The organism is Faecalicatena fissicatena, from assembly GCF_016900595.1.
Lineage (GTDB): Bacteria > Bacillota > Clostridia > Lachnospirales > Lachnospiraceae > Claveliimonas > Claveliimonas intestinigallinarum.
Map to the genome: position 1 here is coordinate 17,835 of NZ_JACLYY010000006.1, position 19,382 is coordinate 37,216.

Annotated in this window: 15 protein-coding genes; 14 read left to right on the top strand and 1 reads right to left on the bottom strand. The window is 58.0% G+C overall.

Annotated features, from left to right (window positions below):
• The first annotated feature begins 2 nt into the window (after nt 1–2).
• The 9 genes from H7U36_RS07440 (at nt 3) to H7U36_RS07480 (ending at nt 14,991) form a co-directional block, all read left to right on the top strand.
• Nucleotides 3–779 carry an ABC transporter ATP-binding protein gene (locus tag H7U36_RS07440; protein WP_243426725.1) on the top strand — a complete coding sequence of 259 codons (777 nt, stop codon included), beginning with the start codon at nt 3–5 and terminating at the stop codon, nt 777–779.
• A gap of 5 nt (nt 780–784) precedes the next feature.
• On the top strand, nt 785–2,845 hold the full coding sequence (locus H7U36_RS07445; protein ID WP_205155942.1) for an HAD family hydrolase: 2,061 nt from the start codon (nt 785–787) through the stop codon (nt 2,843–2,845).
• Nucleotides 2,846–2,860: 15 nt separating this feature from the next.
• Nucleotides 2,861–4,243: an exopolysaccharide biosynthesis polyprenyl glycosylphosphotransferase gene (locus tag H7U36_RS07450; protein ID WP_171031558.1), complete on the top strand. Its 1,383-nt coding sequence runs from the start codon at nt 2,861–2,863 to the stop codon at nt 4,241–4,243.
• Nucleotides 4,221–5,798 (top strand): aldolase catalytic domain-containing protein, encoded by a 1,578-nt coding sequence (locus H7U36_RS07455; protein ID WP_033126964.1) that lies wholly within the window; start codon nt 4,221–4,223, stop codon nt 5,796–5,798. Before H7U36_RS07450 ends, H7U36_RS07455 begins: the two co-directional genes overlap by 23 nt.
• The gene (locus H7U36_RS07460) at nt 5,799–6,314 is read left to right on the top strand and encodes a KdsC family phosphatase (protein ID WP_242842878.1); all 516 of its coding nucleotides are present in this window, start codon (nt 5,799–5,801) and stop codon (nt 6,312–6,314) included.
• Entirely contained in the window at nt 6,295–9,009 is a 2,715-nt protein-coding gene (locus H7U36_RS07465; RefSeq protein ID WP_205155943.1) for an HAD family hydrolase, read from the top strand. Before H7U36_RS07460 ends, H7U36_RS07465 begins: the two co-directional genes overlap by 20 nt.
• Entirely contained in the window at nt 8,991–10,574 is a 1,584-nt protein-coding gene (locus tag H7U36_RS15190) for a polysialyltransferase family glycosyltransferase (protein ID WP_205155944.1), read from the top strand. The genes H7U36_RS07465 and H7U36_RS15190 overlap by 19 nt, the downstream gene beginning before the upstream one ends.
• A complete protein-coding gene (locus H7U36_RS07475) occupies nt 10,571–11,305 on the top strand; it encodes a 3-deoxy-manno-octulosonate cytidylyltransferase (protein ID WP_205155945.1) in 735 nt (244 codons plus the stop codon). The genes H7U36_RS15190 and H7U36_RS07475 overlap by 4 nt, the downstream gene beginning before the upstream one ends.
• Before the next feature lie 137 nt (nt 11,306–11,442).
• Nucleotides 11,443–14,991, top strand: a complete 3,549-nt coding sequence (locus H7U36_RS07480) for an ABC transporter ATP-binding protein/permease (RefSeq protein ID WP_205155946.1) — start codon at nt 11,443–11,445, stop codon at nt 14,989–14,991.
• Between the two features lie 100 nt (nt 14,992–15,091).
• Here H7U36_RS07480 and H7U36_RS07485 read toward each other — a convergent pair whose 3' ends face one another.
• Nucleotides 15,092–15,451 carry a metal-dependent transcriptional regulator gene (locus tag H7U36_RS07485; protein WP_138304487.1) on the bottom strand — a complete coding sequence of 120 codons (360 nt, stop codon included), beginning with the start codon at nt 15,449–15,451 and terminating at the stop codon, nt 15,092–15,094.
• Nucleotides 15,452–15,729: 278 nt separating this feature from the next.
• On the opposite strand from H7U36_RS07485, the gene H7U36_RS07490 reads away from it, so the two are divergent.
• From H7U36_RS07490 to H7U36_RS07510, 5 genes are all read left to right on the top strand, one after another.
• The gene (locus H7U36_RS07490) at nt 15,730–15,942 is read left to right on the top strand and encodes a FeoA family protein (RefSeq protein ID WP_033126801.1); all 213 of its coding nucleotides are present in this window, start codon (nt 15,730–15,732) and stop codon (nt 15,940–15,942) included.
• 82 nt (nt 15,943–16,024) lie between these two features.
• The gene (gene feoB, locus H7U36_RS07495) at nt 16,025–18,025 is read left to right on the top strand and encodes a ferrous iron transport protein B (protein ID WP_033126802.1); all 2,001 of its coding nucleotides are present in this window, start codon (nt 16,025–16,027) and stop codon (nt 18,023–18,025) included.
• 78 nt (nt 18,026–18,103) lie between these two features.
• Complete coding sequence (locus tag H7U36_RS07500; protein WP_033126803.1) at nt 18,104–18,478, top strand: FeoB-associated Cys-rich membrane protein; 375 nt, start codon at nt 18,104–18,106, stop codon at nt 18,476–18,478.
• A gap of 74 nt (nt 18,479–18,552) precedes the next feature.
• Nucleotides 18,553–18,804: a transcriptional repressor gene (locus H7U36_RS07505; protein WP_033126825.1), complete on the top strand. Its 252-nt coding sequence runs from the start codon at nt 18,553–18,555 to the stop codon at nt 18,802–18,804.
• Between the two features lie 198 nt (nt 18,805–19,002).
• The gene (locus tag H7U36_RS07510) at nt 19,003–19,299 is read left to right on the top strand and encodes a DUF6110 family protein (RefSeq protein WP_033126804.1); all 297 of its coding nucleotides are present in this window, start codon (nt 19,003–19,005) and stop codon (nt 19,297–19,299) included.
• Nucleotides 19,300–19,382: the final 83 nt, after the last annotated feature.

Genomic DNA, 19,382 nt, shown 5'->3' on the forward strand with positions numbered 1-19,382 from the left:
TCATGGAGAAGAGAACAGAGGAAAAGCCGATCATCTCGGTGCAGCATGTGAGCATGCATTTTAAGGTGCCCCTGGAGGGAGCCTCCAGCCTGAAGGAGTATGTCATAGGAGGTCTGCGTGGGAAAAACAAGACCCGGATTTTACGCGCCCTGGACGACATCAGCTTTGAGGTCAGGCGGGGAGAGATACTGGGCATTATCGGGACAAACGGGTCCGGAAAGAGCACCCTTTTGAAAATCATTTCCGGCGCCCTCCTTCCTACGGAGGGGCGGGTGGTGGCGGACCAGGACAGCATCCAGCTCCTCACTTTGGGAACCGGGTTTGACCGGGAGCTGACAGCCAGGGAGAATGTCTATTTAAGCGGCGCTCTTCTGGGCTACAGCAGGGAATTTATCCGGCGCAAATACAGGCGGATCGTGGAATTTGCGGAGCTGGAGGGCTTTATGGAGCAGAAGGTGAAGAATTTTTCCTCCGGCATGGTCTCCAGACTGGGATTTGCCATCGCCACAGCCAGGGAGACGCCTGGCATTCTCATACTGGACGAGGTGCTCAGCGTGGGAGATATGTTTTTCCGGGAAAAAAGCGCCGGCCGGATCCAGGAGATGATCCACAGCGGGGCTACGGTCCTGATCGTGTCCCACTCGGTGGACACGATACGGAAAAACTGCACCCGGGCCCTGTGGCTCGAGAGAGGCCGTCAGCGGATGGAAGGCCCCCCCGGGGAGGTGTGTGCGGCCTACACAAAGTGGGGCAGGCAGGAAAAAGAAGGGAAGGGGTAAGAAGGATGAAGGAGCATACGAGACAGGAAAATGTAAAACGGAAGGTGTACAGCCTCCTGGCCGGCAGGGTGCCGGGGATCGCCGGGAGATACCAGCGCTTTCGGAAAGACCATCCGGGGATGGCCGGCAAAGTGGGGGCGGCGGCAGGCCTCCTGTGGTGGAACGCTCTCTACTATGGAGGGCGAAAGGAGAGCCTCAGGTTTCCGGACGGATACGGCTTTTATGAGAGGAGGAGGCTGAGGCTGCCGGAGTCGGGTGCCACTGGTCTTCCCTCCTGGAAGGAGACGGCAGAGCTGCTGCTCTCCTTTGACCTGGTATCCTTTGACGTCTTCGACACCCTGCTCCTTCGCCCCTTTCGGGAGCCTGCGGATCTTTTCTATCTGCTGGGAATGAGGCTGTCCATTCCGGATTTCCGGCATCTTCGGATAGAGGCGGAGCATCTGGCAAGGCAGGAGGATGTGAGGCGGGGCGGCAGCGGTGAGGTGACCCTGGAAAAGATCTGGAGGATCCTCTCCGCCATGACAGGGGCGGACGCGGAAGAGGGACAGAGGGCGGAGATGGAGCTGGAGAGGCAGTACTGTCAGGCCAATCCTTATTTCATCCCCATCCTGGAGCGGCTGAGAGGAGAGGGAAAGCGGCTCCTCCTTGTGAGCGACATGTACCTGGAGTCTGACTTTATCCGGCAGCTCCTGAAGGAGAAGGGGCTGGGGGACTTTGACGGCTGCTTTGTGTCCTGCCAGCAGGGACGGTCCAAGTGGAGGGGAGACCTGTACCAGGAGGTAAGAGGGAGCATTGAGAGAAAATGGACGGACGGGGGAGACTGCCGGGCAGTCCACGTGGGGGATAATCTCCACGCGGATGTGCGCATGGCAGAGAGGGCCGGCTTTGCGGCCTTTTGGTACCCGGGCCCCCAGGAGGCCGGACGGCCCTGCCGTGCTAGGGACATGTCCGCCGTCACAGGCAGCATGTATGCGGGCCTTGTCAACATCCGGCTTCACAGCGGACTTAAGAGATACACCTCCTTCTACGAGTACGGCTACGTGTACGGCGGTCTCCTGGCCCTTGGCTACTGTCGGTTCATACACAGGTTTGTCAGGGACAGGGGAATCCGCCGGCTCTGGTTTCTCTCCCGGGACGGGGAGGTGCTGAAGAAGGTGTACGACCAGCTCTATCCGGGGGAGGATACCTGCTATGTGCTCTGGTCCAGGAGCGCGGCCGCCAGGCTTCTGTCTGGCGTCAATCAGCACGATTTTTTTCAGAGGTTTCTCTTCCAGAAGGCGGACCAGGGGTATTCCATCCGTCAGATCTTTGCCAGTATGGAGCTGGACTTTCTCCTGGAGGAGGCCTGCCGGAAGCAGGGCTGGGGACGGGAGGAGCGGCTAAGCGCCGCCAGGGCCGAAGCGTGCCGTGATTTTCTCCTCTCTAAGTGGGAGGAGGTGCAGGCGTCCTACGAGAGAGAGCGGGAGGCGGCCGGGAAATACCTGGCGGGTCTTTCCTCCGGCGCGGCGGCCATGGCGGCGGTGGACGTGGGGTGGGCCGGAAGCGGGGCCGCCTCCCTGGATGTGCTCCTGCGCCAGGTTCTGGGGCTGCCCTGCCGGGTCTACGGTACCCTGGCGGGCACGGCCACTGTGTACAGCGCCTCCCCGGACACGGCGGAAGGCTTTTTCTTCTCCGGACAGATGGACAGCTACCTCTTCTCCCAGAGCAAGAACAGGGATCTCTGGAAATTCCACAACCTGGGGGAAAAGCATAACCTCTACATGGAGCTTCTGTTTACCTCCCCCTCCCCGGGGCTCAGAGGCTTTGCCCTGGGGGAGGAGGGGGAGGTGGTGTTCCGGTACGGGAGGGAGGAAAAGCATGCGGATGAGATCCGGCGGATCCAGAAGGGAATTTTGGATTTTGTCCGGGATTACATGCGCTGCTTCCCGGAATTCCTGGAGGGGGAGACGGGCTGGATCTCCGGACGGGACGCCTACGCCCCGCTGCTTTTGTTCCTGAGGGACAGGAGGATAAGGCGAAAATTTGAGGCCTCCTTCTGCTGGGACACGGACGTGAATGTGGAGTAGAAAGAAATGGCAGGTATGAAGAAAAGAAGGAAGGGATACACTATATTCAGGGCGTTGAAGACGGGCGGTCATCTCCTGGTCCTTGGGGGCAGCTTTCTTGGAGCCTTTCGGGTGCTGGAAGATCTGGGGCATGGGCGGCCTCTTCCCCTGGCGGTCCTGTACCTTGTCCTTCTGGAGGGGTTCTGGCTTATTCTGGAGGCAGGAGATGTGGAACAGCGAAGATTTCTGGATCTCATGTACAGTCAGTTCTTCGGGGCCGCGGCGGCCAGCCTTTTCTTCGGGGCGCTGATGTGCGCGGTGAGCTCCCTTTCCATGTGGCAGATACTGGGGGAGTTCTTCCTGCTCCTCGTCCTGCAGTCCGGGGCGGGCATGGCATGGGCGGCCCTCTGCTTTGGCCTGTACCTGCGGGGACAATCCCACAAGCGGGCGCTTTTCATCTACGGGGAGAGGGAGGAACCGGAGGAGATCACAGAGAAAAACAACCGGATCAACGGCTATTTTCACATTGCGGCCAGTGTCCCCTGCCGGGAGGCGGCCAAAAGGCCGGGGGAGGTGCTGGGCGGATACCAGGCGGTGTACCTGGGAGACCTGCCCCCGGGGGACAAGGGGGCCATCCTGGAGCAGTGCATGATCATGGGAAAGGACTGCTACAGCATCCCCGGGCTCATAGATGTCTATACCCAGAACGCCCGTATTCTGCGGCTCCAGGACAAGGTACTGTTCCAGTACCACAAAGGAGGGCTGACGGCGGGGCAGAAAAAGGCAAAGAGAGCCCTGGATATAGGGGTGGCTCTGGCTCTCCTTGCGCTGTCGGCGCCTCTGATGCTGGTCATCGCTCTGTGCGTCCGGCTGGAGGACGGGGGGCCTGTGCTCTACAGGCAGATCAGGTACACTGAAGGGGGCAGGCCCTTCCGGATGCTCAAATTCCGGAGCATGCATGTGGATGCGGAGCGGGAGGGGGCCAGGCTTGCCAGCAGGAATGACAGCCGGATCACCCGGGTGGGGCGGATCATAAGGAACCTGCATTTTGACGAGCTGCCCCAGCTTGTCAATGTGCTGAAGGGGGACATGTCCATGGTGGGGCCCAGGCCGGAGCGCCGGGAGTTTATTGAAGAATACTCCCGCGTTATCCCAGAGTTCTCCCAGCGCATGAAGGTGAAGGGCGGCCTCACCGGGTACGCCCAGATCTATGGCAAGTACAACACCGGGCCGGAGGACAAGATCAAGTACGATCTCATCTATATATACAACTACTCCCTCAGGCTGGATGTGCGCCTCCTTTTCCTCACGGTCCGGATTTTATTCCAGAAGGAGAGCGCAGAGGGGGTGGAGGAGGGGCGCAGGAGCGCTGTGAGGGAAAGAAAGGAGAGACAGGATGGAGACGATCAGACTTCTTGACTGTACCCTCAGAGACGGGGGGTACATCAATGACTGGGACTTTAAGCGGAAGAACATACGAAGGATCATGGCGGGGCTGGAGGAGGCCGGGACAGACCTCATTGAGGCGGGTTTCCTGCGGGACTGCGCCTACCGGGAGGACCGCACCCTCTTCAACTCGGTGCGGGAGCTTAAGCAGATCCTGCCTGAGGGCGGCGGACGGGGCGGCTACGTCCTCATGGCCCTCCACGATAAGTACGATGTCCGCAAGCTGGAGGAAAATGACGGTACTGTGGAGGCCATCCGGGTCACCTTTCACGACTACGATGTGGACGAGGGGCTGGAATTTGGCAGAAGGGTCATGGAGAAAGGATACCGCCTCTTTGTCAACCCCATCAACATCATGGGCTACAGCGACAGCAGTCTCCTGCGGCTCCTGGAGAAGGTGAGGGAGCTTCGGCCCTACGGCTTCTCCATCGTGGACACCTTTGGCTCCATGACCAAAAAAGAGCTGGTGCGGATCAGCTCCCTGTGCGAGAACAACCTGGACAGGGGAACCGTGCTGGGACTTCATCTCCACGAGAATATGGCCCAGTCCTTTCTGCTGGCCCAGACCTTTCTGGAGATCAAGAGCCAGGAGAGATCCTGCGTGCTGGACGCCTCCCTGAACGGGATGGGGCGGGTGCCGGGCAACCTGTGCATGGAGCTGATCATGGACTATCTGAACCGAAGCTACGGGAAGCGCTACGACCTGGATCCGGTGCTGGATGTCATCGAGACCTGCATCACGCCCATCAGGGAGAAGGAGCCCTGGGGATACATGGCGGAATATTTTCTGTCCGCCAAACTGAACCTCCACAGAAACTACGCGGAGTACCTGCTCTCCAGGGGCAATCTGACAGCCCGGGACATGCACCGCATCCTGCAGCTCATACCAGAGGAGAAAAAGAGTGTCTATGACGAGCGGTTTGTGGAGAAGCTGTACCGGGTCTACGAGGACCGCACGGTCCAGGATCAGGCCGCTATCCGGAGCCTGGGGGAGGTATTTGCCGGGAGGACCGCAGTCCTTTTGGCGCCGGGAAAGTCCCTGGAGTACCAGTGGGACAGGGTGCGGGACTATATCCGTGAGAAGGATGCCATCCCTGTGTCAGCCAATTTCTACTTTGAGGAACAGCAGGGAGGCTACGCCTTCTTCAGCAACGCCAAGAGGTACGACAGCTACCGGGCTTTCCGGAACCCGCGGGAGCACGTGATCCTCACCTCCAACATTACCAGAGGGGTGGGAGAGGAGGACGATGTGGTCAGCTACGGACGGCTGGCACAGGACGGCCGTCCCACGGAGAACTGCGGGGTGCTGCTTTTGCGCCTGATGCGGCTTCTGGGGGCAAAGGAGGCGGCCCTGGCCGGCTTTGACGGCTACAGTACGGGGCAGGACAATTACATGAAGGGATATTTCGGGGAATACCACAGCGCCAGGAGCGCGGACAATGAAGAGATCGCGGAGGAGATCCGGGAAGTGGGGAGAAGTCTTCCTGTCACCTTCCTCACTCCCTCTCTGTACGAGGAGGCGGTGTAGATGCAGCAGGTGATGGAAAATCTGGAGAAAATACGGTATCTCATACTGGACGTGGACGGCACCATGACGGACGGGGGTGTCTATCTGGACAGCAGGGGAGCGGAGATGAAGAAGTTCAGCATCAAGGACGGGGCGGGGATCCTCCTGGCCAGGAGGGCAGGCATCGAGTCCGTCATCCTCACAGGGAGAGAGAGCCAGTGTGTCCGGAAGCGGGCCGAGGAGCTTGCCATCCCTCTCGTCTTCCAGGGAGTGAAGGACAAGAGGGCGTTCCTTCTGGAATTTCTTGAGACCAATGAGATCCTCCCCCAGGAGGCGGCCTATATGGGGGACGACCTGAACGACCTGGAGGCCATGCAGTGCGTGGGCCTTGCCGTCTGCCCTCAGGACGCGGCCAAGCAGGTGAAGGCCTACTGTCCCATCGTTCTCTCCGCCAGAGGCGGTGAGGGGGCTGTGCGGGAATTTGTGGAAATGATACTGGAAAAGCGAGGGATACAGTATGAAGGACTGGCTCTATGACAGGATCGTCCGCCATAACGAGAGGATCCAGAGGGAGTATGAGCGGTATGTGCGGGGACATATGGGAGAGCACAGGAAGAAAAGGTGGAAGCATTGGATCGTCCTTCTCCTGCTGGCAGTGAAATACAGGGACAGCCAGAAGGACCGGGTCCACAGCCTTGTCCTTGTGAAGCTGAAGGAGGGGACCGCGAAGCTGCGCATGGAGTGGGTGCCGGGGGCGGTCTGGTACAATGTGTATATGTCCCGGGACGGGCTGAACTACCGCTTTGTGGAGAAGGTGAAGAGGCACGTGTGCAAGGTGCGGGGGCTGGAGGAGGACAAAATGTACTTTTTCCGGTTCAAGGTCTCCCTGGACGGCAGCAGCTACAGCGAGTTCTCCGAGGCGCTGACTGTCACGGCTGTCAAAAACAAGGAGCACTACCTGATGGAGCAGATCTCTGTAAGAGAGGCGGAGGGAGGCTGCGGAAGGGCCGATGACAGGGAGTTCCCCGGAGCGGAGACCGGGTCGGGGAAGGACAGGAGAGAAAAAAAGGGGGACGGCAGCTATGCTTTTTCGGCCTCCCCGGGGGAGTCCGGAGGTTTGCTGCTTGTCTGGGAGAAGATCCCGGGGGCCCTCCACTACAATCTGTATCGGTCCCGGGAGGGCGGCAGCTGGCGTTTTGCGGTGCAGACCGAGGAGGACCGATATCTGGACAGCCAGGTGAAGGGCGGAGACGCCTATGTATATAAGCTCAAGTACACCTTTGACGGGAAAAGGTACCACGAGTTCCCGGAGCAGGCGGCCGGGCGGGCGCCGCTGGAAAAATACCGGAACGCCAACAGCGGGCGCCTCTGGGAGAGAGGGGCTGAGTCGGAGGCAGTGGGGCGGCCTCTGCCGATCCATCTGGCCAAGAGCATGCTGGCCTTTGACGTGGTTTCCTTTGACGTCTTTGACACACTCATCCTGCGCCCCTTTTCCGAGCCCTCAGACCTCTTTATCCTGGTGGGTGAGGAGCTGGGTATCATGGACTTCTGCGAGATACGAAAGAAGGCGGAGGAGGACGCCCGCAGAAGGAGCGAGTTCCTGCGGGGCAGCCGGGAGGTGACCTTGTACGACATCTACGAGATGGTGGAGGAGGAGACCGGCGTGGAGGCGGTGTCGGGGGCCAGGACAGAGTTTCTCACAGAGAGAAAGCTCTGCTTTGCCAACCCCTATATGCTGGAGGTGTTCCGCATGGTGAAGGCCAGGGGAAAGACGGTGGTGGCCGTGTCGGACATGTATCTGCCCCGGGAGCTGATGGAGGAGCTGCTGCGGTCCTGCGGATACGAGGGATTTGACGACATCCTCGTCTCCTGTGACTACAGCTGCACCAAGAGAAAGGGCGGCCTGTTCGACATCCTGAGAAAGAAATACAGGGGCGCGATCTTTCATGTGGGAGACCATCCAAGATCCGATGTGGAGGCCGCCCGGGAGAGGGGCATCGAGGCGAGGCAGTACAGGAATGTGAACGAGGCCGGAAGGCCCTTCCGGGCAAAGGATATGTCCCGCCTGGCGGGCAGCGCCTACCGGGGCGTCGTCAACGCGAAGCTCCACAACGGCAGAGACCGGTACACACCCTGGTACGAGGTGGGCTATGTGTACACAGGGCTGTACTGTATGGGATTTTGCCGCTGGATCATGGAGCAGGCCAGGGCACGCGGGCTGGAGAAGATCCTGTTTCTGGCAAGAGAGGGGGATCTGTACCAGAAGGTGTTTTGCCAGATGTACCCGGATTTCCCCACAGCCTATGTGCTCTGGTCCAGAATTCCCGTGGTGAAGACTACTGTGAACTGGAACAGGCATCCCTTTCTTCTCCAGATCATCCACCACAAGGCCGGGGCTCTCTACAAGTCCAGGCTGGGAATCCTTTTTGATAGAGTGGGTATCGGGGCTCTGAAAAAATATTTTCCCGCCTACAGGCTGCGGGAGGAGGAGTACCTAACCAGTGAGAACGAGAAGGCGGTGCGGCGACTGGTGACGGAGCACTGGGATGAGCTGGCCTCCTGCTACAGCGCGGACCAGGCCTGCATAGAGTCCTACCTGAGACGGCAGGTGGGGGACGCCCGCAGAGCCGCCGTGGTGGACGTGGGCTGGTCCGGCAACAATGTGCTCCAGGTCAGGCATCTGATCGAGGAGGAGTATGGCATGGACTGCAAGATCCACTGTCTTCTGGCGGCCGCGAGGGATGTCAACGACACCTACATGGCAGGCATGATGCAGCGGGGGCAGGTGCAGACCTACCTCTTTTCCCCCATGCACAACAAGGGGCTCCACGATGCCCACCAGGAGGAAAATGAGAGGCTTAACTCCTTCTTCTTTGAGATACTGACCCAGTCCGCCACCCCCACCTTCCTCGGCTTTGACAGCCAGGGCCGGTTCCTCTACGACATTCCGGAGGTGGAGAACTACGCAAGAGACGGACAGATCCATGAGGGTGCGCTGGATTTTGTGAGGGACTACACGGAGATATTCAGGGACTTCCCCTATATGATGGATATCTCCGGGCATGACGCCTACATGCCCTTCCAGTATTTTTCCAGAAACCTTCTCTGGATGAGACAATATTTTGGAGACTATATTTTCGGGAGAGACCTTTTTGCCACCCAGGACAAGGCAGTGATGGAGTCCGTGCGGGAGGTGATGGAAAAGGCCGGATTATGGGAGGAGAGACAATGATACTGTACCAGGCTCTGTCGGCCTACCAGATACTGGAGTGTATGGTCCACCGGCAGATGTATTACAGAGACAGAAAATGTGTCCTCATACTGGGGGACTACATCAAAGAGAGGATGCCCCGGTATTTTGAGCTGGAGACGAGGAGGTTCTTCAATGAAGTGTACCTGTTCCGGTTCGGGGGCTACAGAGGGTCGGAGGAGGAGATCATCCGCCAGGTGGGAGAGGAGCTGGCAAGGAGCATTCCCTACAGGCCACAGGACTTTGAGAGGATACTCATCGCCGGGATCCACACCTACCTGCAGGTCTATCTCCTGTCAGAGGGCATCTCCTTTGAGATGTTCGAGGACGGCAGCGGGGCTCTGAGCCGTCCCTGGGTCCTGGCGCAGATTCACCAAAAGAGCGCGCCGGGGCGGTACGCCCTCATAGAGAAATACGGACTTTACGACCACACCAGTCCCCTGATCACAAAGAAGTACTGCGACATGGCTGCCCAGGAGCCGGGCTTTTTGGATCCCAGAGCGGAGGATTTTCAGGTCATGGAGGAATTCCACAGACTGCCCGGGCGGCAGCAGGAGGAGATCCGGTGCATTTTCCAGGTTCCGAGGCTTTCGGGGCGGGAGGATGAGGTGCTCCTTCTCACCCAGCAGTTTGCCAGTCTGGGCCAGCTTACCTTTGACGGCCAGATCGACATTTACCGGCATCTGTTTGACTACTATCTGGAGGGCCGACGGGTGCGCATCAAGCCCCATCCGGACGATATCCTCTACTACTCCCTCCTCTTTCCCGAGGCGGAGCTCATAGAGGGGAACTTTCCCTCGGAGCTTCTGCCCCTGGCCTTTGACCGGCTTCCGGGCACGGTCTGCACGGTCAGCTCCACAGGGGTGAACCAGATCCGGCGGTTTTTTGACAGACAGATCCTTTTTAATCCGGAGTATGAGGAGAGCTATCAGCACGATGCCCTTTACTGTATGGCTCTCTGTCTGGCGCTACATTTAGGGATGGAGGGGATCCTGACAGAGGGGGTCAACCTGGCGCAGCTGCGGAATATGGCCAGGTGTATGGGAGAGCCCTGGGACGCCCTGGACATCCGGGAGTACCGGGAGGCGGAGACCTGCGCCTTTCTCCTGCTGCGGGGAGACCAGGTTCCGCGGGACATGCCGGGAGAGCGCCCTCTCGGGGAGGAGGCCCTCGGGCCAGTTCTCTGGCTCAATGAAAAGGGAAGGTACAGGATGTATGATCCAGGCAGCAGAGAGCGCTTTTTTCAGCTTCAGCCTATCGTGATCCGGGAGGGGGAGGCGCGGCATACGATGTACTTTTATTCAGAGAGAAGCGAGGTGAACAGGATGGCAGAGGAGTTCAGGGAAAAGAGAGAGCTTCCCCACCAGGGAAAGACCATCTCCGTGGAAGGGATGACGGAGGAGGAGCTGCGGATTTGCATGCTGGAGGGAATTCTGGCAGCCACAGAGCGGCGGCTGCTGGAGTATATAGAGACGGAGAAGGAGCTGAGAGAGGAGATCCGAAGCCTGAAGGAAGCGGGCGACAGAAGAGGAGGGAGAACCGAGTGAGGACAGCAGGCATCATACCGGCCCGGTACGGGTCCACAAGACTGCCCGGGAAGCCCCTGCTTGAGATCCAGGGCAGACCCATGGTGTGGTGGGTCTGCGAGAGGGCCAGGAGGGCCCGGCGGCTGGACCAGGTGTGGGTGGCCACGGACGACAGGCGGATCGAGGAGGTCTGCAGAGACCTTCAGATCCCGGTGGTCATGACGGGGCGGGAGCACCGGACGGCGGCGGAGAGACTGCAGGAGGCATCGGAGCAGGTGAGGGCGGACTTCTACGTGCAGATCAACGGGGATGAACCCCTCATCGACCCGGCCAACATCGACGCCGCCGTGCCGGACGAGGTTCCCCTGGACGTGGAGTTCGGCACCAACATCATCGCCCGGGTGAAGGACCCGGCCCAGCTCTGTCACTCCTCCAACATCAAGGTGGTCTTTGACGGCAGCTTCCGGGCCCTCTACATGTCCAGGACGCCGGTGCCATACCCCTTCTGTGATGTGTCTTTTTCCTATTATAAGCATGTGGGGATCATCGGCTACAACCGAAAAATGCTGGACTTTTATAAGTCCTCCGCCCCGGGGCGGCTGGAGCTGATCGAGGGAATTGACACCTTACGTTTTCTGGACTACGGAAAAGAGCTTCGGCTGATCCCGGTGGAGCGGGCGGACAGCCTTTCCGTGGACACGGAGGCGGACCTTCGCTGGGTCAGGGAGAGGATGAGCGAAAAACGGTTATAAAAATTTAATACCAGGCTCTGTTGACTATAAAAGCGCCGCCCGCTATACTGGAAACTGGATTGTTTTTCGCGGGCGGTGATCTTTTGTGCAAAGGTCACCGCGCGGACATTTACAGGAAAAAGGAGACGGGATCACACATGCTTCAGATCAAGGACATCTGTAAGGAATACAGGACAGGAAGCCTGGTGCAGAAGGCGCTGGACCATGTAAGCCTGAACCTGCGGGATAACGAATTTGTGGCCATCCTGGGGCCCAGCGGCTCCGGAAAGACCACGCTTCTCAACATCATAGGGGGACTGGACCGGTATGACAGCGGCGACCTGATCATTAATGGCGTGTCCACGAAGAAATATAAGGACAGAGACTGGGACTCCTACCGGAATCACACCATTGGCTTTGTGTTCCAGAGCTACAATCTCATCGGACATCAGACCATCCTGGCCAACGTGGAGCTGGCTCTCACCATATCCGGCATCGGCAAGGCGGAGCGCCGGCAGAGAGCGGCGGACGCCCTGGCCATGGTGGGGCTGGGAGAACAGCTCCACAAGAAGCCAAACCAGCTCTCGGGCGGGCAGATGCAGAGGGTGGCCATCGCCAGGGCTCTGGTGAACAACCCGGATATCCTGCTGGCGGATGAGCCCACCGGCGCTCTGGACAGCGACACCAGCGTGCAGGTCATGGATCTTCTGCGGGAGGTGGCCCGGGACCGCCTGGTGGTCATGGTGACCCACAACCCGGAGCTGGCCCAGGAGTACGCCACCCGCATCGTGCGCCTGCGGGACGGGAAGATCCGGGAGGACTCGGATCCTTTTGAGGTGGATGAGAGGGAGCTGGAGGAGCCGGAGCACAGAAACCTGGGCAAGACGTCCATGTCCTTCCTCACAGCCCTCTCCCTCAGCTTCAACAACCTGCGGACCAAGAAGGCCCGGACCATCCTCACCTCCTTTGCGGGCTCCATCGGCATCATCGGCATTGCCCTTATCCTGGCCCTCTCCACGGGAGTCAACGACTATATCCAGAATATGGAGGAGGAGACCCTGTCAGAGTATCCCCTGGAGATCCAGAGCACAGGCTTTGACCTGTCCTCCATGATGATGACCGGCTCCGGCAGCGGCGGCAGCTCCGGGGAGGTGAATGTCATCCAGATGGTGACAGACATGTTTTCCAAGATGGACTCCAACGACCTGAAGTCCCTGAAGGAGTACTTTGACAGCGGGAAGAGCGGCATCGAGGACTACACGAACGCAGTGGAGTACAGCTACAATGTGACGCCCCAGATCTACCGCGTAAACGACGACCAGGTGCGCCAGGTGAACCCGGACCACTCCTTTGACGCCCTGGGGTTCGGCTCCTCCTCCAGCTCCAGCAGCCTCATGTCCTCCATGATGAGCACGGACGTCTTTTACGAGATGCCGGCAAACGCCTCCCTCTACGAGGGGCAGTACGACGTGAAGGCGGGCAGATGGCCCGAGAAGTACAATGAGTGCGTGGTGGTCCTGACCCAGGGAGGCAGCATCAGCGACATGATGCTCTACACGCTGGGACTGCGGGATCCCCTGGAGCTGGATGAGATGATACAGCAGTTTTTGAATGAGGAAAACATTGACACGCCGGAGGATATCGGCACCTACTCCTACGATGACATCATCGGCACCACCTTCAAGCTGGTGGACAGCGCGGATTACTACACCTACGACAGCCAGTACCAGGTGTGGACGGACCGGTCCGACGACCAGTCCTACGTCCGTGAGCTGGTGGAAAACGGGGAGGACCTGACTGTGGTGGGCATCGTGCAGCCCTCACAGGACGGCAACGCCATGATGCTCCAGTCCGGCATCGGCTATCCGGCCTCCCTGACAGAGCACCTGGTGGAGGAGGCTGGGGACAGCCAGATCGTACAGCAGCAGATCGCGGATCCGAATGTGAACGTGTTCTCCGGTGAGCCCTTCGGGGAGGAGAGCAGCCAGGGGTTGGATATGGACTCCCTCTTTACCATTGACGCGGAGGCCCTGCAGAACGCCTTCTCCTTTGACTCCTCCGCTATGACAGCCGGGCTGTCCGGCTCCCTTGACCTGACAGGCGGCTCAAGCGGAGGCGGCGGGACTCTGGACCTGTCCGGCATGATCGACCTGGATGCGGTGGAGACCCAGCTGCCCGCCATGGAGGGCTTTGACCTGTCCTCCCTGGGCCAGGCCATGGATCTGACCGTCACGCCGGAGCAGCTGGGCAGCCTGGCCCAGGGCCTGCTGGAGGGCTACCAGGCCTATGCGTCCCAGAACCCGGCCACAGACTATACAAAGCTGGGGGAGGCCTTTGTGTCCTACCTGAACACGGAGGAGGCCAGGGAAATCCTGGAGGACAATATCCGGGACATCATCCAGTCCGGCGGCGGGACCACCGTCACCACAGACCAGCTCCGGGAGCTGCTCTCCAGGATACTGGCAGGCTATCAGTCCTATGCCCAGGCAAATGGCTGGACAGACGGGGAGAAATTTGACGAGTACCTGACGGCCTACCTGCAGACAGGGGAGGCCCAGGCCATCCTGGAACAGTGGGCGGGGGAGACCTTCCCCTCCGGCGTAGACATCAATATCACCCAGGAGCAGCTCCAGAAGCTGGCCAGCGAGCTGGCGGCCGGCTACCAGACCTACGCGGCAAATAACAATCTGCCGGACCCCTCAAAGATCGGGGAGAGCTTCCTCACCTATCTGGGGACGGAAGGAGCCAAGGGGCAGCTGACGGCGGCCCTGGCGGGCATGCTGGATACAGAGGCCCTGGAGCAGCAGCTTACAGGGGCGGTGGAGAGCTACATGTCCTCTGTCATGGAGAGCGGCACAGCTCAGGCCCTGGAGGGGCAGATCACCTCGGCTGTCCAGACCATGATGGGACAGATCACCTCCGGCATGGAGAGCGCCATGCAGAGGGCGGCAGCCCAGATCGGGGAGAACATACAGAACGCCCTCTCCATCGATCCGGAGGCCTTTCAGAGCGCCTTTGAGATGAACATGGATGAGACCCAGCTGGCGGAGCTGCTCATGTCCTTCCAGTCCGCGGGGACGGCCTCCTACGAGGGCAATCTGCGGACCCTGGGCTACGCGGATTTCGACGAGCCGGCGGGAATCAGTATCTACCCGAAGGACTTTGAGAGTAAGGACCAGGTGGTGCGGATATTGGATGACTACAACAGCCGCATGGAGAAGGAGGGGCAGGACGAGAAGGTGATCACCTACTCCGACATGGTGGGCACCCTGATGAGCTCTGTCACGGACATTGTCAATGTGATCAGTTATGTGCTTATCGCCTTTGTGGCCATCTCCCTCATTGTCTCCTCCATCATGATCGGGGTCATCACCTACATCAGCGTGCTGGAGAGAAAGAAAGAGATCGGCATCCTCCGGGCGATCGGCGCTTCCAGGAGAAACATCTCCCAGGTGTTCAACGCGGAGACCTTTATCATCGGGGGATGCGCCGGCCTGATCGGCATCGGACTCAGCCTGCTTCTTCTGATCCCGGGCAACATGCTGATCCACTATGTGGCCGGGTCCGAGGACGTCAGCGCCGTGCTGTCGCCTCTGCCGGCTGTCATCCTCATCGGGCTGAGCATTCTTCTCACCCTACTGGGGGGTCTGATCCCCTCCAGGAAGGCGGCAAAGAGCGACCCGGTGACGGCTCTCCGGGTGGAGTAGGCGTTGGCGGGGACGGATACCCGGAATTTAGCAGATATACGGAATTAAAAAAGGATATACCTGCCTTTGGAAGCAGGTATATCCTTTTTTCGTTTAAGATTTATTTGATATGCCTTTTGATAGCCTCAAAGCTCTCGGCGCTGATCACGTGCTCCATGCGGCAGGCGTCAGCCACAGCTACATTCGGGTCCACGCCCAGACGGATCAGCCAGGAGGAGATAAGCTGGTGCCGCTCGTAGATACAGTCGGCTATCCTGCGGCCGGACTCGGTCAATGTGATATAGCCTTCCGGGGATACCTGGATGTGACCGCTCTCCCTGAGCTTTTTCATGGCAACGCTGACGCTGGACTTCTTGAAATCCAGCTCATTGGCGATGTCCACAGAGCGGACAACGGGATGCTGCTTGCTCAGGATCAGGATCGTCTCCAGATAATTTTCGGAGGACTCGTTTGTGTTTATGCTCATCAGTTTCACCTCGGTTCTCTTTCCTCCCCCTCCGTCGCACTGCGAGAGAGAAGCCTGTTTCCTGTAGTATAACATAAAAAAGGGGGCGGAGTAAACCGGGAATTGAGGACCGGATTTTTTGACCGCAAAATGATGAAAATTTATTTTTAAGAAAAGAATTGACAAACCCAAACTGTTAGTTTAAACTATCAGTTGTTAGATGAGGCAAAAATGAGTTAGTCATAAATGCCTTGCGAAAAAATAAAATGATCATATAGAGGAGGCAGGTTCAGATGACCTTACTGGAAGCCGAAGAGGGCAGGGAATATATTGTGAAGGGGATCGCCACCGACGACGATGAGCTGGAAGCCTTTCTGTTTTCCCTTGGCTGCTACAGCGGCGAGCCCATCACTGTAGTCTCCCGGATGCGGGGCGGATGCGTCGTCTCCATCAAGGATGGCAGATACAATATTGATACTGATTTAGCGAAAGCTATTTCAATATAAAAATGAGCAGTTGCCTACAATTGCTCTGCACAAGAGTTAGTTTATTCTAATTGAATAAGAGATGAAGGAGGAGAAATGTGCTATGAGAATTGCTTTTGCAGGAAATCCTAACAGCGGAAAGACAACCATGTACAATGCGCTGACAGGCAGAAACGAGCGCGTTGGAAACTGGGCCGGTGTTACGGTGGAGCGAAAGGAGAGCCTGATCAGGAAGGCTTATTACGACGGATCAGAGGAGCTGGTCGCGGTGGACCTGCCGGGGGCCTATTCCATGTCGCCATTTACTTCAGAGGAGAGCATCACGAGCGGGTATGTGAAAAATGAGCACCCCGATGCGATCGTCAATATTGTGGATGCCACAAACTTAAGCCGAAGCCTGTTTTTCACGACTCAGCTGCTGGAGCTTGGCGTTCCGGTGGTGGTGGCTCTCAACAAGAGTGACCTCACGGAAAAGAAGGGGACCAGGATCGATGAAAAGCTTCTCTCCGAGAAGCTGGGATGCCCGGTCATCAAGACCGTGTCCACATCCTCCGGCCACGAGGGCCTGAAGGAGGTCGTGACCCAGGCTGCCGCCCTGAGCGGAGCGGGACAGAAAGCGCCCTATGTGGAGGCGGACATTGACCTGAAGGACAAAGCCCAGGTGGAGGCCGAGGACAGGAAGCGATTTGACTTCGTCAATGGCATTGTGAAGCAGGTGGAGCAGAGGAAGGTCTTCACGAAAGACAAGAACTTCCAGGATAAGATCGACAGTGTGATCACCCACAAGATCGTGGGCATCCCGATCTTCGCGCTGATCATTTTCCTTGTATTTTACATATCACAGACCACCCTTGGAACCTGGATCGCAGACTGGCTGGTAGCCTGGATCGAGACATTCCAGGGCTGGGTCGGCGGACTGATGGAAAACGCCAACCCGCTGCTGTACGCGATCCTTGTTGACGGTATCATCGGCGGCGTCGGCGCGGTCGTGGGCTTCCTGCCTCTTGTTATGGTGATGTACTTCCTCATCGCCCTTCTGGAGGACTGCGGTTACATGGCCAGGGCCACGGTTGTGCTTGACCCTATTTTCAAGAGAGTGGGACTTTCCGGTAAATCGGTTATCCCCATGGTCATCGGCACCGGATGCGCCATCCCCGGAGTTATGGCATCCAGAACCATCCGCAACGAGAGAGAGCGCAGGACGACAGCCATGCTCACGCCCTTCATGCCCTGCGGCGCGAAGATACCGGTCATCGCCCTGTTCGCTGGCGCCTTCTTTGCGGACGCCTGGTGGGTGTCAGCTACCATGTACCTGGTAGGCATAGTGCTTGTCCTTCTTGGGGCGCTGCTGGTGAAGAGGATCACCGGTCAGAAATACCGGAAATCCTTCTTTATCATCGAGCTTCCGGAGTATAAGCTCCCCAGCTTAAAGAGGGCATGCGTGTCCATGCTGGAGCGGGGAAAAGCCTACATCATCAAAGCCGGAACCATCATTCTGGTGTGCAACACAGTGGTACAGATCATGCAGAGCTTCAACTGGCAGTTCCAGCTCGTGGAGGAGGGAGCGGAGAGCACCTCTATCCTTGCCAGCATCGCTCACCCCATCTCCATCCTGTTCATTCCTCTTGGATTTGGTGTATGGCAGCTGGCAGCCGCAGCCGTTACAGGATTTATCGCAAAGGAGAATGTTGTGGGAACGCTGGCGGTTGTGTACGGAGTTACCAACCTGATCGACACAGATGAGCTGGCTCTGGTGGGCAGCGGAAACGAAGTGGCGACCATCATGGGACTGACCAAGGTGGCAGCCCTGGCCTATCTGATGTTCAACCTCTATACACCGCCCTGCTTCGCGGCTCTGGGAGCTATGAACTCGGAGATGAAGAGCGGCAAGTGGCTGTTTGGCGGCATCTGTCTCCAGCTGGCCACAGGCTACACGGTGGCCTTTGCGGTGTACCAGATCGGAACGCTCATCACCACGGGATCTCTTGGAACAGCCTTTGTTCCGGGTCTCATCGCGATCCTGGTGTTCGCGGCCATCATCATATGGAGAATTCGCAAGTCCGATCAGGAGTTTGCGACAGAATACAGCCTGCACACCGCATAGACGGCTACGGGCCCGGGAAAGTGGCAGTGGACGAAGTGACGCACTTTGTCCACTGCTTGCATTGAAGGAGGACAGAATATGGCAGATATCATTGCATTGATCATCATTGCGGCGATCGTCGCGGCGGCGGTCGCGTACATAGTGAAGGCGAAAAGGAGCGGCGTAAAGTGTGTCGGATGCCCTGCCGGAGGGAGCTGCCCCAGCGGCGGCAGAGCCCCGAAGAAGAAGCTGGACGGCCCTGTGATCGGAAGAAAAACTCTGAAGATCTCAGGGATGCACTGCCAGCACTGTGCTCTGGCCGTGACGCAGGCTCTGAACGGGATCGACGGAGTCAGAGCTGAGGTGGATCCTGTGAAGGGCAGGGCCAAAATTGCCTTAGACAGGCAGGTCAGCGAGGAAATACTGAAAAAAGCGGTGGAAAAAGCCGGCTATCATGTGACCGGTATATCGTAAGGAAGGGGACTATATTTCCATAGAGGCATAGCTGGCTGCGGCAGCCGAGGGCCGCGGCAATGGGAGGAGACGGCGTGGACAAAGAAAAGGAACGTATCATAGCCAAGCTGAAGGCCAATGGCTGCAGGATCACAAAGCAGCGCATGGAGCTTTTGGATATCATTCTGGAGAACAAGTGCTCCAGCTGCAAGGAGATCTTCTACCGGGCGTCCAGGGAGGACGACTCCATCGGCATCGCCACCGTATACAGGATGGTAAATGCCCTGGAAGAGATCGGTGTGATCAGCAGAAGGATCGTCTATGAGCCGGAGGATGCGGATAAATGATAAGATTTATCGGTAACACTTCTTAGAATTGACTAACTGCATGTGCGAAAACTATCATAGTTTATATCAACTCAGTATATGAGAGCAAGCAAGGGAGTGATGAAGATGAAATCCCACAAATTCTGGGCATGGATGATGGCATTTTGCTGTCTCATGCTGTTCTATACTGGTTATAAACATAAATAAGGAGGCAGAAGCATGTTCGAGATTTCTAAATGTTTAAAATGCGGAAAAGGTCTTGGTATTTTCGCGGGAGGAGTTCTGTTTGGCACAGCCGGTGTTAAGCTCCTGTCAAGCAAGGATGCGAAAAATGTATACACAAAGTGTACAGCGGCTGTTCTGAGAGCCAAGGAGTGCGTCATGACCACAGTGACCACTGTGCAGGAGAACGCGGAGGACATCCTGGCCGAGGCAAAGCAGATCAACGAGGATCGGGAGAGAGAGGACGCGGCCTGCGTGCAGGAGGATGCAGACGCTGTGTCTGAGAAAAATTAGAGCGCAGGACGAAAGGTCTGAAATAGAGAGGAGAAGGCGGAGCCACACCGACAGAAGGCTCCGCCTTCTCCTTATGAAAAATG